This window comes from Paludisphaera mucosa, assembly GCF_029589435.1.
GTDB classification, from domain to species: domain Bacteria; phylum Planctomycetota; class Planctomycetia; order Isosphaerales; family Isosphaeraceae; genus Paludisphaera; species Paludisphaera mucosa.
Genome location: NZ_JARRAG010000002.1, coordinates 2,132,794 through 2,148,716, shown reverse-complemented (window position 1 = coordinate 2,148,716; position 15,923 = coordinate 2,132,794). Strand labels below are relative to the sequence as shown.

5 protein-coding genes are annotated in these 15,923 nt (G+C 72.5%); 3 read left to right on the top strand and 2 right to left on the bottom strand.

The window, feature by feature from the left end:
* Position 1 precedes the first annotated feature (1 nt).
* Positions 2-796, top strand: coding sequence for an energy-coupling factor ABC transporter ATP-binding protein (locus tag PZE19_RS17925; protein WP_277862001.1), 795 nt, complete (start codon positions 2-4; stop codon positions 794-796).
* A 5-nt stretch (positions 797-801) separates the two neighbouring features.
* Here the strand turns inward: PZE19_RS17925 and PZE19_RS17920 are convergent, their stop codons facing one another.
* Positions 802-3,849, bottom strand: a complete 3,048-nt coding sequence (locus tag PZE19_RS17920; protein WP_277862000.1) for a protein kinase domain-containing protein — start codon at positions 3,847-3,849, stop codon at positions 802-804.
* A gap of 220 nt (positions 3,850-4,069) precedes the next feature.
* Between PZE19_RS17920 and PZE19_RS17915 the strand changes: the two genes are divergently transcribed.
* On the top strand, positions 4,070-5,281 hold the full coding sequence (locus tag PZE19_RS17915) for an HD-GYP domain-containing protein (RefSeq protein WP_277861999.1): 1,212 nt from the start codon (positions 4,070-4,072) through the stop codon (positions 5,279-5,281).
* A 72-nt stretch (positions 5,282-5,353) separates the two neighbouring features.
* On the opposite strand, the gene PZE19_RS17910 is transcribed toward PZE19_RS17915, so the two are convergent.
* Complete coding sequence (locus PZE19_RS17910; protein ID WP_277861998.1) at positions 5,354-13,492, bottom strand: MG2 domain-containing protein; 8,139 nt, start codon at positions 13,490-13,492, stop codon at positions 5,354-5,356.
* Between the two features lie 627 nt (positions 13,493-14,119).
* Here PZE19_RS17910 and PZE19_RS17905 point away from each other — a divergent pair.
* Positions 14,120-15,859 (top strand): hypothetical protein, encoded by a 1,740-nt coding sequence (locus PZE19_RS17905; protein ID WP_277861997.1) that lies wholly within the window; start codon positions 14,120-14,122, stop codon positions 15,857-15,859.
* Positions 15,860-15,923: the final 64 nt, after the last annotated feature.

Below are 15,923 nucleotides of genomic sequence, written 5' to 3'. Positions count from 1 at the left end.
CGTGGCGACGACCGACGCCGAAACGCCCCCGCCGGCCGTCCGCCTGAGCGGCCTGACGTACGACTATCCCGACGGCCGCCGCGCGCTCGACGGGGTCTCCCTGGAGATCGCTCCCGGCGAGTCGACGGCCCTGGTGGGCCCCAACGGGGCGGGCAAGAGCACCCTCCTGCTGCACCTCAACGGCCTGCTGCCCGGCCGAAGGTGGAGCGGACGTCGATCGGCTCCGGCCGTCTGGATCGACGGCCTGGACGCGGCGCACGACGCCGTCCAAGTGCGTCGCAAGGTCGGCCTGCTGTTCCAGGACCCCGACGATCAGCTCTTCTCGACGACCGTGCTCGAAGACGTCGCCTTCGGCCCCCTCAACCTCGGCCTGGCCGCCGACGAGGCGCGAAGGCTGGCCCTCGAATGCCTGGAGCGGGTGGACCTCGCCGACGCCGCCGACCGGGCGCCGCACCGCCTCAGCTTCGGCGAGCGGAAGCGCGTCTGCCTGGCCGGGGTGCTCGCCTGCCGGCCGTCGGTGCTGGCCCTCGACGAGCCGACCGCCAACCTCGACCCCCGCGGACGACGCCGCTTCCTGCGACTGATCGCCTCGCTCGCCGCCACCAAGGTGATCGCCACTCACGACCTGGAGATGGTGCTGGAGGTCTGCCCCCGGACCATCCTCCTGGACGCCGGCCGGGTCGTCGCCGACGGCCCCTCGCGCCGGATCCTCGACGACGAGACGCTCCTGGAAGCCCACGGCCTCGAACGTCCCCTCAGCCTGCTCATCGGCCGGCGCGACGGCTCGGCCTCCTGAGGCGATCAGCGCGCGACGGCCGGCCGCTCCAGCGCGGCCTGGTAGTCGGCTCGCTCGCGAAGGCTCGCGAGGTCGGGATCGGCGGCCGCGGTCGTGGCCGGGAAGCCGGAGAGGAGAGATCGCTCCAGCAGCTCGACCGCGCGGGCCGCGTCTCCCAGGATCGCCAGGGCGCAGGCGGCGTTGTAGAGGCGGTTGGCCGTGGGGTTCGCGACGAGCCGGTCGACGTCGTCCCGCGCGCCGCGGTCGCCGCCGCGGGCCCGTTCGAGCGCCCGCAATTCGACGGCGTCGTACATCTCGGGGTCGGCTTGCAGGGCCTGGTCCAGGTGGGCCAGGGCGGCGGCCCGGTCGCGGCCCCGGAGCACGCGGGCCAGCCCGTAGTGGGCGAGGGGGTGGCGGGGATCCTCGGCCAGGACGGCGTTGAAATCGTCGGCGGCCGCTTCGAGATCGGTCCGGAGCCGGACGACGCCCCGGGCCGCGCGAAGGCCCGCGTCGCGGGGCGAACGGGCGAGCAGGTCGTCGAAGAGGCGTTCGGCCTCGGCCGCCTTCCCCTGGCGGGCGAGGGCGTCGCCGAGCGCAGCCGGCACCCGCGGCTCGCGACGCGACCGGGCCAGGGCGATGCGGAGGTCGTCCTCGGCCCGAGCCGGCAGGTCCAGCTCCAGCTCGACCAGGCCGCGGTCGACACGAGCCTCGGCGAAGTCGGGGTCGAGGGCGAGCGCCCGGTCGTAGGCGTCGAGGGCGTCGCGCGGCCTCCCCGCGCGGGCCAGCGTCAGGCCCCTATTGAAGTGGCCCCAGGCGAAGTCGGGGCGGGCGACCACGCAGGCGGTGAAGTCGCCGACCGCCTCGCCGAACCTCCCTTGCTCGTAGTGGCAATGCCCGAGCGCGAACCAGGCCCAGAACGACGTCACGTCGATCGCGATCGCCTCTCGCAGGGCCGGCTCGGCGGCGGCGACCTCGCCGTTCGTCAGGTGGAACATCCCCAGCGCCGTCCAGTCGTTGCCGGTCGCCGGCGGCCGTGCCGAGGCCTCCGCCTGGTCGGCGGCCGCGCCGTTCGCGTCGCCGAGGGCCGCCCGGTAGCGGGAGCGGCGGCGGAAGAGGATCGACGGGACGTCCTCGCCGCCGTCCGCCAGGCGGTCGAGCCTCGCGACGGCCGCTTCCATCGCCTCGCGACGTTTCGCCTCGTCGCGGCCCCGGCCCGCCAGCACGACCCGGGCGTGCGCATCCTGGAGGATCAGCTCGACGATCGAGCGCCGCACGTCGCTGCGTTCCGACTCCGCGAGCCGGCCGATCCAGGCCCCCCCCAGGCCGCGCGCGGCGGGGCTCGACTCGTCGACGCCCGCGGCCGCGAGCGTCGACGCCGCCAGGTCGATCCCGCGCCGGATCCGCGCGTCGTCGTCGCCGAAGGTGTTGAGGAGGAACTGACATTCCATCGCGTCGCGCTGGAACTTGCGGAGCTTCAGCCGGGCGTGCAGCCCTTGCATCGCCTCGAAAACCTGCATCGAGCCCAGCAGCACCAGCCCGATCAGGATCACGGCCCCCACGGCGGTCGAAGTCGAGGAGCAGGCCGCGGGGTGCCGCCTCGCCCATTTCCGGCCCCGCTCGACGAGGCTCGGTTCCGGGCCGTGCTTCATCGGCAGGTCGTCGAGGAACCGGCGCAGGTCCTCGGCGAGATCGCCCGCCGAGCGGTGCCGCTTGCCCGGGTCGGGGTCGAGGCACTTCGTCACCAGCGCGTCGAGGCTGGGCGGGACGTCGGGGACGTGACGGCGGAGCGAAGGGGGGGCGAGCCGCCGCCCGGCGAGCATCCGTCGGAGCGCCTGGAGCGGGCCGCCGAGGGTCGTCGGGCTCGGGTAGGCGGGCTCGCCCGCGATCATCTCGAAGAGGATCAGGCCCAGCGAATAGAGGTCGGACCGCTCGTCGACGGCCTCGGGACGGGCGCTCCCCTGGGGGTCCAGGGCGTCGAGATGCTCGGGCGCCATGTAGGGCAGCGTGCCGCCGAGCGTCGCCCGCTCGATCGAGGCGTCGGCGCCCTCCTCGCACGCGGGGGTTTCGACCGAGAGGTTGAAGTCCAGAAGCATCGGCGTTCCGTCGGCCGCGATCAGGACGTTCGACGGCTTCAGGTCGCGATGGAGCAGCCCCCGGGAATGGGCGTGTTCGAGCCCCTCGGCCAGCCGGGCGACCACCCAGACCGCGGCCCGCACCGCGTCGGCCCGGCGGAGGAACCGACGCGACGGCAGCATGTCGTCCTCGGCGTCGACCGTCGGGCTCGCCGCTGGGGCGTCCGGGCGTTCCAGCATCCAACGCAGCGGCGAGAACCGCCGAGAGGGTCGCTCGGGGCCCGAGCCGGCCGACGGTGACGCGGAGGGGGTGATGTTCGCGGGAGGGTCGAGCCGCAGCGAGCGGCCGTCGCGCGACCGCGACCGTGACGGCCGCCGGCCCGCCGCCAGGCTCTCGGCGGCCAGCGGCGGTAGGCGGCGCGAGAGCTGATCGAGGGCTTCGACCAGGCTGGGATCCTTGGCGTCGACGCCGCGAAGGGCCCACGCCTCCTCCAGCACCTGCGCCAGGTTCGCCCCCCCCAGGTACGGCATGCAGAGCAGGCGGAGGCCCGTCGCCGGGTCGTCGCGGACCGAGTGGACCGGGACGATGTGGGCGTGCTGCAGCCTCGCCAGGAGCTGGGGCTCGTCCCCCTCGGCCGCCGAGACCTTCAGCGCGACCGGCCGGCCGCCCAGGCTCGCCTCCTCGGCCAGGAAGACGCGGGCGAAGGCGCCGCGGCCCAGCTCGGCGATCAGGCGGAAGCCGCCGACCTCGTCGCCGGGACGGGGCAACTCCCCCCGCGCGGGCGAGGATGCGGCCTCGGTGGAGCCCTCCTCGCGGTCTCGGCCATAGAAAACGCACGTATCCGGGTCCGAGCCGCGCGGCGACGCCGACTTCGACGGCCGGTCGCCGTCTCGCGGGCGATGCCGGACGGCCGGCGGCGTCGGCCGGAACGATTCCAGCGAACGGTCGGACTCGATGTCCCAGTCGGCGAACAGGGGGTCGTTCGAGCGATCTTCGGCCATGCGCGTCTCAACCTCGCCCTCGGGTTCCCGGCGCTCGTCGGTGCGAGCCTCCATCCAACTCGCTAGGCCGGGAAGCGGCCCGTGTCCACTAGGTGTGGCGTCCCGACATCAGGCCTCGGGTCTTTCCCGACGCGTCCCCGGGACGTGTCCTAGATTGGTAATGACGACGTTGAAGCGCCCATTCCTGGGCATGAGCGACGGGCGAGGGGGAGGACTGATCATGCTTCCGGTAGGCTCCGAGCAGACGCAGTGGGCCGGCCCGAAAGGGCCGGGGCAGGAGCCGGGAGGGAATCCGGACGACGACCTTGCGAAGGCCGACGGGGCCGCCAGCGATCCCGGGGTCGAGGCGTCCTGCGACGAGGGCGAGCACATCGTGATCGGCCGCCTGATCCGGCGGCTGAAGATCTCCGACGCCCCCTTGCGGTTCCAGACGCTGGCGACCAACGTCCTCCGAGCCTCGCTGGGGGTGGAGGCCACCGCGTGGATCCCGACCGAGGAGCTGGAGGACGTGGTCGTCAGCGGCGAGGTCGCGGGGCTAACCGTCGCGGCCTGCCGCCTGATGGCGACGGCGCTCGGCCGCGAGCCCGTCGTGGTCGCCGACGACCCCGACGCCGCGGCGAGGGCGCACGCCCCGGCCTCGGTCCGGCGGTTCGCCGTGGTGGCCGCCGGCACGTCGGGCGCCCTGATCATCGTCAACCCGCCGCCCGGCCGGCCCCTCGGGCCGCTGGAGGTCGAGCGGGCGCAGTACGTCGCCTCGCTGATCGCCACCCAGGCCCACAACGCCCGGATCTACGCCGACCTGAAGGACCTGCTCTTCGGGATCATCCGCGCCCTGACCGCGGCCATCGACGCCAAGGACCCCTACACCTCGGGCCACTCCGAGCGGGTCGCCCGCATCGCGGTCCGGCTGGGCCAGGAGCTGGGGATGCCGTCGCAGAAGCGCAGCGACCTGTACCTGGCGGGCCTCCTGCACGACATCGGCAAGATCGGCATCGACGACGAGGTGCTCAAGAAGGGGGGCCCGCTCACCCCCCAGGAGTACCGCCGGATCCAGGAGCACGTCGAGATCGGCGTGACGATCCTCCAGGACCTGCGGAAGCTCCGGCACATCCTGCCGGGAGTCCGCCACCACCACGAGAGCCTCGACGGCACGGGCTACCCGGACCACCTCGAAGGCGACGAGATCCCGTTCGAAGCCCGGATCCTGGCCGTCGCCGACTCGTTCGACGCCATGTCCAGCAACCGTCCCTATCGCAAGCGGCTCTCGCCCCGGCAGATCGACGAGATCCTCATGAAGGGCCGGGGCGTGCAGTGGGACCCCGAGATCATCGACGCTCTCCTCGCCTGCCGGATGGACGTCGAGGCGATCCGCCAGAAGGGCCTGGGCGAGAGCCTCATCGGCGCCGTCGACCTGACCCTGGGCCGCCGTTGAGACCTCGCGCGACGCCCCGACCCGCCCCATCGAAACGGGGCGGGCCGGGGTCGCCGCGTCATCGGTCGCGTCTCAACGGAACTCGCCGGCGGCCGCTCCGGGGGCCTGTTCGGGCGGGACGACCTGGTAGCGGTTCTGGAGCCGCTGGATCTGCTTGAGGTTGTTGCCCCGGTTCAGCAACTTGATGTTGGCGTCCAGGGCCTGGTTCGGATCGGCCGGCTTGGCCGGCGCGTCCTGGGGCTGGCCGGGGGCGTTGGCGGCCTCCGGCGGGGTCCCGAGGTACGTCGCGCCGCGGTGGAAGGCGTACTCGGAGGCCCCCTTCCGGACGACGACCGTGGCGGCCCCGTGCAGGCCCTCGACCGCGTAGACGCCCCGCAGGTCGGTCTCGCCGGAACGGAACTCGGGGTCCGCCGCGCCCACGACCTTCACCTGGACGCGGCTCGCCGGGGCCTTCGAGCGGGCGTCGCGGACGACGGCCCGGAGGCGGCCAGACGCGGCCTCTTCCAGCACGTCGACCTCGAGCGGCGAGACGAGCACGACGCCCGATGCGTAGAGGTCGCCCCCCCGGATCATCACGAGATACGCCCCGTTCTTCGTCAGGGGGAGTTCGATGGTCCTCGTCTTGTCCTCGTAGTCGTCGCCCGACCCGAGCGAGACCGACTGCTCGAACAGCGGGGTGATCCCCGCCAGGTCGACGCCGGCGATGGCGTCGAGGTTGCGGCGGGCGAGGTAGAGCTGCATCAGGTCGACGGGGTGGACGGTCACGTCGACGCGGGCGATGTTGCGATAGGTCAGCTTGATCCGGGCCTTCCCGTCGCCGGCCGGCGGGTCGTCCGGCGCGAGGCCGACGTTTCGCAGCCCGCCACCGGCCACGATCGGTTCGGCCGGCGGTCGGACCACGGTCACCTCTTCGATGTGCAGCGACTTGCGGGTGTAGTAGGCGATCGCGTCCGCCGCGTCCGTGAAATGCTCGGCCGACTGGCGGTAGTATTCGAGCGCCCGGCCCGGCATCCGGCGGGCGTCGAAGATCTGGCCGAGGATGAAGACCGCCTGCCACTTGTTGGGGCTGGGAGACTCCACGCCCGCCGCGTCCTTGTAGGTCGCCTTGGCGATCGCCTCGGCCAGCACCACGGCCTCGTCGTTGCGGCCCAGGTGGAAGTCCGCCAGGGCCTGGCTGTACTGGAAGCTGTCGAGGAACGTGCTCTTGGGATACATCGCGGCGTAGCGGGCCGCCGCCTTAACGACGGCGGGATAATCCTCAAGCTCCAGCAACGCCCCAAGCAGGGCGAGGCTGGCCTCGTCGGCCGTGGGATTGGTCGGCGACTGCGCCAGGAAGGTCTGGATCATGCGGACCGCGTGCAGGAGCAGGCCCGACCGCGTGTAGCCGGCCGCGGCCATCTTGCGGCGCAGGAGCGGGTCGTCGATCGACCGCGCGGCGGCGTCGGCCACGACCTGGGACAGGCCGAAGAAGTCGGTCTCGATCGACGGCGTGTCGGGGTACTGCCGCCACAGGTCGACGAGGTAGGCCGCGGCCTCGAGAGGCTCGCCGCGCTGGCGGAGCAGCTCGCCGACGCGGGCGTCCTCGACGTAGCTGGCCTCGATCAGGCCCCGCCAGACGATCATCGCCCGCTCGTGCTCGTCGATGTCGCGGTACGCCCGGCCGATCACCTGGAGCTGGTCGAACGACAGGATCATCTCCGGCGACCGCTCCTTGACGATCTCGAAGTACCGCACGATCTTGCGGGCGTCGTAGTTGGCGACGGTGATGAGCAAGAGCATCCGCGACGCGTCCTTCGCCGCGTCGTCGCGGAGCGTCCAGTCGTTGAACAGGGTTTCGAGAGCAGCGCCGGCCTCGGCGAACCGGCCGGCGTCGAACAGGGCCTTGCCGCGGGCGTAGAGTTCGTCGGGCGTGGGGCGGATCTTGTCGTCGTTCGGCTCGCCGGGCGCGAGGACGCCGAACGAGCCCGGCTCGCCGACGTGGAACCTGCCGGGCTCGTCGGCGCTGCGGACGGATGCGGGGAGCGTCCGGTAACGGCCGGGGAGCCAGCCGTAGACGTCGTACTGGATGCCCCCGGGGTTGACGCCGGGCGCGAAGTAGAAGGTCAAGACGCCGTCGGCGTGCGTGTACGAGGCGGCCGACGAGACGACCGAGCCCTCGATGAGCGTCGTCCCGGCCGGCAGGCGCTCCTCGACGATCAGGAAGTCGCGATCCCACTCGGGGGTGTCGTCGGGCACGTTGCGCCAGACGACCAGGCCGACGCGGGCCTTGCCGCCGAGCGCCGCCTGGGTGGCGACGTTCTCGAAGGTCGACGGGTTGACCGCGACGCCGAAGCCGACGGGGAGCTTCTTGCCGTCCAGCTCGGGGTCGGTCGGCCAGTAGACCCGGCGATCGACCCAGGCGGGGCGGTTGTTGCGGTCCTGGTCGGGGCCGAACTCGCGAGTGAAGCCCGTCAGCGCCACGGAGTAGTGGAACGTGCCGCGGCCTTCGAGGGTGAAGGCGACGCGGTTGGCGTCGTTGGCCTTGACCACGTCGGCCGGGACGGCGATCTCGGTCGCCTCCGCCGCGTCGGCGACGGCGATCTCGGAGACCTTGCGGTCGTTGACGGTGATCGTCAGCCGGTAGCGGTCGCCGCTCCCCGGGGCCTTGCCGTGGAACGCGGCGAGCGCGGCGACGGCCGGCCCCTTGGCCTTCAGGGGGTTCCAGCCCAGTCCGAACCGGTGGGCTTCCAGCCAGTCGACGCCCTGGGCCAGCTCGGCCGCCTGCGGGCGGCTGCGGGCGTAGGCCAGGCAGACGAGGGCCGTGGTCTCGGACGTGGCGCGGAGCCCCGCCGACTGGCCCGACCCTTCCCACGAGAGCCGCGGACGGCGTCCGGGCGCGGGCGTCTCGACCTTGGCGCGGGGGCCGAGGATGGCCAGGGCCTCGCCGGCCAGCTCGGGGCGTCCCAGGTTCGCGAAGGTCAGGGCGAGGTACGCGAGGCCGCCGTTCGAGAGGTTCTGGCGTTCGCGGTTGAGGCTGTTGGCGGCCTCGAAGCCGGCCCGCTTGCGCAGGCTCAGGGCGTGCAGGATCGCCGCGCGGGCGTCGCGGTCGCGGGGGTTGGTCGTGCTCATCGCCGCCTCGAGCCAGGCCGCCGCCCTGTCGCAGACGCCGGGGTCGGGGAGCAGCCCCAGGTCCTCGGCCGAGGTGATCGCCCAGAAGACCGAAGCCGTCGTGAAGCGGTCGCCGCCCGCCACCTGCTTGTTGTTCTCGGGCCGGTCGGGGGCCGCCGCCATCCAGCCCCAGCCGCCGTCCTCGCGTTGGGAGGAGGTCAACTGCGAGACGAGTCCCTGGATCCGCCCCACCAGCCGGCGGGCGTCCCCCGAATCTCCGGGCCGGGCCCGGCGAACGTAGCCCAGGGCCGAGGTCGCCGCCAGCAGGTCGGCGGCGCGGTCGGCGGTGGTCGCGGGCGGGAAGCACGTCCAGATCGCGGCCCGCTCGAACGAGACCCCCAGGGGACGGACGTCGCCGCCGAGCGCCAGCTCGACGATCATCCGCTCCAGGCTGGGCGAGACGACGATCCGCATCGACGGGTTCTCATACGATCGTCCCTGCGGCAGGGCGACGAAGGCCGTGGCCCCGTCGCCGCTCGAACCCGAGGCCGACGCGAAGGCCTGCACGCCCCACGGTCGCACGAGGACGTCGGCGGCGACCTTGTCGGAACGCTCGCCGAGCGTCGCCGTGAGCGTCAGCTTCATCGGCCCGTCGGCGGCCTCGATGGGCTCGAAGAGGATCTCCTCGACGCCGTCGCCCTTGATTTCGACGGTCCGGGGGAGCACCTGTTCCCGGCCGCCGTTGGCGATCGCGAGCTTGAGCGCCACGGGGCCGGCGACGCCCAGGTGATGCATCCGGGCGATGAACCGCGGCTTGTCGCCCTGGGTCAGGGCGGGGGGGGCCTTGAGGTCGACGAAGAAGTCCTTGCGGACCTGCACGCTCGAGGTCGCCTCGCCGACGAGGGTGTCGGCGCCTGTGACGCCCCGGGCGGTGATCTTGTACTCCGAGAGGGCCGAGGGGGCAGCGAACGTCACCCGCGCCTTGCCGTCCGCCCCGGTGACGACGGCCGGGTTCCAGTAGGCCGTCTCGACGTGGCGATCGCGCGGCGAAGGCGCCTCGAAGTCCTTGGCGTCGCGGCCCTCGGACAGGGCGCCCCACAGGGCCAACGAGCCTTCCGCCCGAGTGCTCAGGGCCCTGTAGTTGGCCTTTTGGCCCGCGACCACATCCTCGACTCCGAGATCCTCATTCTGAGTGATCTCGTCGGACGCGACGGCGCCGTTCTGCGACCGTCGCTTCCGATCGACGGCTCTGCCCAGCCTCACGCCGGCGATCGTCTCGCCGGGCATGCCGCCGCCGCCCATCCTGCCGCCGCCCATGCCGCCCATGCCGCCGCCCATGGCCCCCGCGGTGTTCAGGGCGGGGGGGGTGATCTCGCCGAGTCGTCGCTGGACCTCGGCCCGGCTCTCGGCGTTGGAGACCATCGCGGCCTTGCGATCGGCCTCGTCGACGATCGCCTGGGCGACCGGGGTCGTGGCCGGCGTGTAGCGGAACGTGTTGGTCGAGCAGACGGCGAAGGCCCCGATCCGGGCCTGGTCGTAGAAGAACCGGCCGATCGGAGGATGGGGGTCGGCGAACCGCCGCAGGAGGGCCTGGTCGACGACCGCCAGCGACAGCTCGGCGGCGACCGGCCGGCCGAGCTGGTCGACGGCCGTGACGTCCACCTCGACGGGCTCGCCCGGGCCGACCTGCGGCTTCGTCGGGGCGACCGTCACGCGCAGCTCGCGTTCGACCTCCACGTCGAGCCGGGCGCTGTCGAGCTTGTCGCCCCACATCCGGGTCGCGGTGAGCGTGAAGTTCGGGAAATGGGGGCCGTCGACGTCCCAGGCGACGGCGTTGTCGCCGTCGGCCAGGGTCACGATTTTGTACGAGAGGACGCGATCGGCGTCCCAGGTCAGCAGGGCGGCGCCGGCCCGCCCGCGACTGTGGAGGTTCACCCTGGCCGGCTCGCCGACCTTGAATCGGGTCCGGTCGGCGATCAGGCGCAGGGTCGTCTCGTCGTCACGGCCCGAGACGTACAGCGCCCGGTCCTTCACGATCGCGTTTCCGAATCGGTCGGTCCCGGCGACCCGGATCAGGAAGCGGCCCCCGCGGTCGTCGCCGGCGCGGAAGGTCACGCCGCCGCGGCCCGCCGCGTCGGTCGAGAACGTCTTTCGCTCGGCCTCGCGCTCGACGACGCGGCCATGTTCGTCGAGGATCTTCACCAGCGCCGCCGAAAGCTCCTGCGCCACGGGCTTGCCCTGGGCGTCGGAGGTGCGGGCCTGGACGGCGAACGTCTCGCCGCTGAGGTACACCTCGCGGTCGGTGTCGACCTGGATCGCGAAGCCCCGGACCGCCAGCACCAGGCCCGCGACCGCCTGCACGCCGTCTTCCGGCAGGTTGGCGACGAGGTTGAGCATCTGCTCCTCGGCGAAGCCCTCGGTCGTGAAGGCGACGTGGAACTTGCCCGTCGCGTCGGTCCGACCTCGGACCGTCCGGCCGTCGGGCAGCACGACCTCGACGGGACGGCCGGCGGCCGGAGCGCCGTACTGGAAGCGGGCGATCACGTCGGCCTCGACCGCCTCTCCTCGGTAGTAGACCGACTTCGGCAGGTCGAAGGTCGCGTCGATCGCCTGGAGCTGGTAGGCCTGGACCTCGAACGAGCCGGAGAAGTCGCTCTTGCCCGGCTGGAAGACGCGGACCTGGTACGCGCCGACGGGCGCCGCGGAGTCGAGCGGGACCGACTCGTGGAAGGTGCCGAACTCCGAGAGCGTCACGTCGCGGGAGGCGAGTCGGCGGCCGGAGGCGTCGCTCACCTCGAACCGATAGACCGCGCCGGGGGCGTTGGCGTACTGGCCGGACTTGGCCTCGCGGACGACGCCGCGGATCTGGGCCGTCTGCCCGGGGCGATAGGCCGGGCGATCCGTATAGATGAAGGCGCGGGGGGCGATCCCCTGCGAGACGCCCTCGGGCGCGCCCAGGTTGGAGCCGGCGACGTGGGGGCCGTCGACGAGCAGGTAGGTCAGCCGTCGGCCGCCTTCGCGCGGCGGCGACCAGTCGTGGAGCAGCACGCCGTCGGGGCCGGTGGCGGCCTCGAGGACGACCTGGCCGGCGTCGGAGATGAGCACCTTGGCGTTGGGCCGGCCCTTGCCGGTCTTCATGTCCTGGGCGAAGACGAGCACCTGCTCGCGCGACGTCTTGACGATCGCGTCCAGGTCGCTGGCGACGACCAGCGTCGTGGCCTGCAAGGTCTTCTGGTCCGTCACCTTCACCACGTAGACGCCGGGCGTCTCCAGCTTCTTGAGGGCGAAATCGGCCTCGACCGGCTTGAGACGGGCGTAGCCGGGGACGTCCTCGGTCCACTCGGCGTCGGGCGCGACCAGGCCGATGTCGAGGGCCTCGACGTTCTCGAAGCCGTGCTTCTTGCGGAAGTAGGACTCGGCGTTGAGCTTGTACGCGGTGAACGTCAGCTTCTCCAGGTTCCGGGTCGAGACCTTCAGGAACGGCCCCTCGCCGCTGCGGAAGGAGCGCGGGGTGACGACCGTCAGGGCCTTCGCCTCCATGACGGCGATCCGCTGCGCGCCCTGGGCGGCCCAGGGCTGGGTCTTGATCTTCTTGTAGGCCTCGACGGCCTCGGGGAGCGTCCCCTTCTCGACCTCCAGGATCGAGCCGATGAGGAACTGGGCGTGGCCCGCCGGCTCGCTCTCGGGGAACTTGCCGACGAGCGTCGCCCAGGCGGCGACGGCCTGGTCGAACTGCTTCTCCGGCAGGTGGCTCTGGCCGACCTGGAAGAGGATCTCGGGCACGCGGGCGTCGAGCGGGTTCTGGGCGACGAACTCGGTCCAGACGGCGCGGGCGTCGGCGTATCGGCCCAGCCGGAGGAGGTCCGCGGCCTTCTGGAGCTGGGTCTCCAGGATCGCCCGCTGGGCGTCGGCGCTCTGGGGGCCGTTGGGAAACTTGGCGAGGTAGCCTTGCCACGCCTGGGCGGCCTCGGCGAATTTCTGCTGATCCAGCAGGAGGCGGCCGGTGAGGAACGTCGCGGTCATCGAGAGCTCGGCCAGGTCCTTGCGGGCCTCGTCGGAATCGGCCTTGTATCCCTCGCCCTTCAAGAACCGGCCGAAGGCCGCGAGCGCGGCGTCGCCCCGGCCCCGGGCCACGTAGGAGAGGCCGACGTCGAACGCCGCGCGGACGGCCCTGGGGTGCGCGGGGTGGGCGGCGAGGAAGCGGTTCAGGGCCGCGACGCCCAGGGCGAGGCTCTGGTCGTCGGGCGGATTGGGCACGCCGAAGGTCGAGGGGATCTGGGCGAGGGCCAGGGCCCGCGCGTCGTCGTCCGCGGGGGTCCGGGCCTCGGGCTTCAACTTCTCGACGTCGCGCGCCAGGTCCGTCCAGGCGAGGCGGGCGTCGACGAGTCGGCCGGCGTCGCGGAGCGACTCGCCCAGGGCCAGCCGCACGGCCGAGCGGCCGGGGACGTCGGGGAAGTCCTTGAGTCGGCTCTCCAGCTCGGCGACGGCCCGCGCATGGTCGCCCAGGATCCGGCTGGCGCGGGCGATCTCGACCGTCAGGTCGGCACGCGAGGCGACCCCTTTGGCGAGCAGCCGCGCCTGGATGAGCAGCTCCCGGGCTCCCTGGGGGTCCGGGGGCGTGACGGGGTCGTCGGGCTTGAGCAGGCCGCGGGCGAACGACTTGTAGACGTCGGCCAGGCGGTCCTTGCGCTCGTCGGCGAGCAGCGGGACGGCCGAGGCCCGCGCCAGCTCCTCGGCGCGGGCGGGGTCGCCCGAGGCCAGCTCCAGCGCCGCCAGCTCGTAGCGGATCTTGGGGATCCAGACGCTCTTCGGGTGCGCGGCCATCGCCTTGCGGAGCGATTCGCGGGCCGGGTCGCGACGCCCTTCCAGGCGATCGGCGATCGCGGCGAGGAACTCGAAGTAGGCCTGCTCGTCGTCGTCCTTCGCCTTCTCGCGAAGTGAGACGAGCGCCGCGCGGGCGTCGGCGAACTTCCGCTCCTGCAGCGCCGCGACGACCTCGCCGGGGAGGACCGGCGCGGCGGGGGCCGGGCTCCCCTTCACCTCGTCGCCGGCCGCGGTCGACGTCCCCGCGATACAGGCCAGCACCATCACGAACCCGAGCCGTTGGAGAGGGCGTGGCGTCACGAGATCGGCCTCCGCGAGGTGAGGGCAAGAGAGGATCGCCGCCGGGTGGGGCGACGACACCCGTACACGCACGAAGATTTCGGATCGAAGACGGGACGACCCCTTGGACGCCCGCCCCGGTCCCACGGTTCCGGCACTCCGAGGTTCGTCATACCTCGCGGTCGCCGAGGAATTCAACGTCCCAGGCCGCGGCTTCTTAGGAAACCGAAATCGGGACGGGCGATCGGCCGGGAAATTTCGAGCCGGAGGCCCAGGCGTCCCGGGGATCCGAGGACGTTTCGATCGATTTTCCGGAAAGTTCTCGGTCGCCTGTCGCCGGGTGTCGCTCGATTTCGAGGATGTTCCATAAGGCGAGGACTCGATTTCGATGACGAAGGCCCTCGGCCCCCGTTTCGGACCGGTTCCCCCCTTGCAACTGCGCTCGACAGCCGGGTAGGAAGTAATAGAATCCGTCGTTGGTCCTACCCTGCGACGGAATCATGCGGTTGGAGACCGATGGTGGCGACACGCGTGCACGGATTATGGCACACACTACGCCTGGCAGGACGCCGACTGCACCGTCGTCGCGAATCGATCCCCCGTCGCAACGCCCCTCGCCGCGGGGCCCTCGAGGTCCTGGAAGCTCGCGTGCTCCTGAACGCGGACGCGGAGGCGTTTCAGCCTCCGATGCAGGGCTTCCTGTTCCTTCCCAAGCCCCCGCCGGCCGACGTCGCCGCCATGATCGCGGCACGGTTCGCGGAAGCCGGGAGGACCTCCGCGCCGGAGGAGGTGACCGGGCCGTCGCCGCCCGACGCGACGACCGGCGTCTCGGCGTCGGCCCCGCTGCTCCTGACGAGGCCGCCCGACGACGGGTCCTGGGCCGGATCCGACGCCGACGCCAGCTTTCCACGCCCCCCTTCGGCGTTCGGCCCGCTGGCATTCGCGACGCAGTCATGGTCGTCGAAGGTGGGGATTCGCCTGGAAGACCAGGCCGGCAATACGAGGTCGTCCGAAGACGGTCCGGGATTCGATGCACTCGGGGAGCTGCAATTCGCCCCGGCGTCCACGACCTCGGCCGCCTCCGATCCCGCGACCCTCCCGGCGCCCCCGAACACCTTCGGGCCGCCGAGCCCGGAAGAGCTGGCCGCCCTCCCCAAGATCCCGTGGACGGCGAACTACACGTACGACGGGACCCTCGCGGTCGACCGTGATTCGACCTCGTTCCGGATCCCGGTCGGGCCGACGACCCAGATGCTGACGTTGGCCGTGAGGTCCGACCGCGCGGGCGAGTCCTTCGTCCCCAGGATCGATCAGATGTACCTGATCGGCCCCCGGGGCGAGGTCCTGGCGGCGCTCAACGGCGTCTCGTTCCTGTCGAACGCCACCGGCCAGAGCTTCTACATCGAGCTGCACGGGGCCCCGACCGGGGGCCAGCTCGTCGTGCGGCTGGTGCCGTCGACGGGCGATTCCGGCACGTACCTGGGCGACGATTCCGACTCGACGGGCGAGGACGCCGGCGGCGGCGGCGGCGACGTCCCCACGTGGGACGCCACGGCTTTCCACATCGACGTCCAGCGGAGCGACGCGTCGCCCAAGGCGGTCTCGCCCCAGGGTTCCTCGTCGACCGGGACTTCGTACGTCATCACCCTCCCCGTCGTCTGGGGCGACGCGTGGACGGGCGTGTCGGTCGCCACCCCCGGCGGGACGACTCCCCAGAATCCCGAAGCGGCCTCGAGCGCGCGCGTCGCCGACGACGGCCGGCAGCACAAGGACTCCGCCGACTTCGAGAGCGACGACGAGGAGACGCCTTCGGTCTTCCTCGGCCCGCTCGTCTCGCGCACGGCCGCCCCGCTGGGGCCGGTCCTGGCGACCTCCACCGACGATCCCACGCCTTCCACCGACCGCGCGAGCCGGACCGACCGGGACTCCGTGGACGCGTTCGCGGCCGATCTCGACGTGGACCTGATGCTCGGCATCAAGCTGCGCAGCGAGGGGCGGTCGGCGGGGGATCTCGCCGAGAACTCGGGCGGGCACGCTTCGGCGATGATGACGATCCGCGGCCCCGGCGGCGCGCCGGTCGTCGTGTCCGGCCTCCGTCAGGACGATTCTCAGCAAGACGCCGACGCCCTGGCCGCGAACCTCCAGCGCCAGGCGGAGGAGGGGGCCCTGCTCGCGGAGGCGCTCGAAGCTCCCACGACCTCGGACGACGCCGCCAGGAAGGGCGAGATCGCCCGCGCCGGCCTCGCAACCCGGGCCGTGGGATTTCTGATCGGACTGGGCCTGGCGTCCGGCCCCCTCTATCCCGACCTCGTCGCCTTCGCCCGCAAGAAGCTGGTGCGCAGGGCGCATCTCCGCCGCCCCGGACTTCGCAAGCCGAAGGGCCGCTGAGCATCACCGAGCGGGCTCCCTGCGACGCAGGCGGTGGAGCGACGGCCCGAGCCGGCGCGGCCTC

Excerpts from the sequence above, each read along its gene's own strand:
- PZE19_RS17920 (WP_277862000.1), bottom strand. The coding sequence starts at position 3,849 with ATGGCCGAAGATCGCTCGAACGACCCCCTGTTCGCCGACTGGGACATC.
- PZE19_RS17915 (WP_277861999.1), top strand. The coding sequence starts at position 4,070 with ATGCTTCCGGTAGGCTCCGAGCAGACGCAGTGGGCCGGCCCGAAAGGG.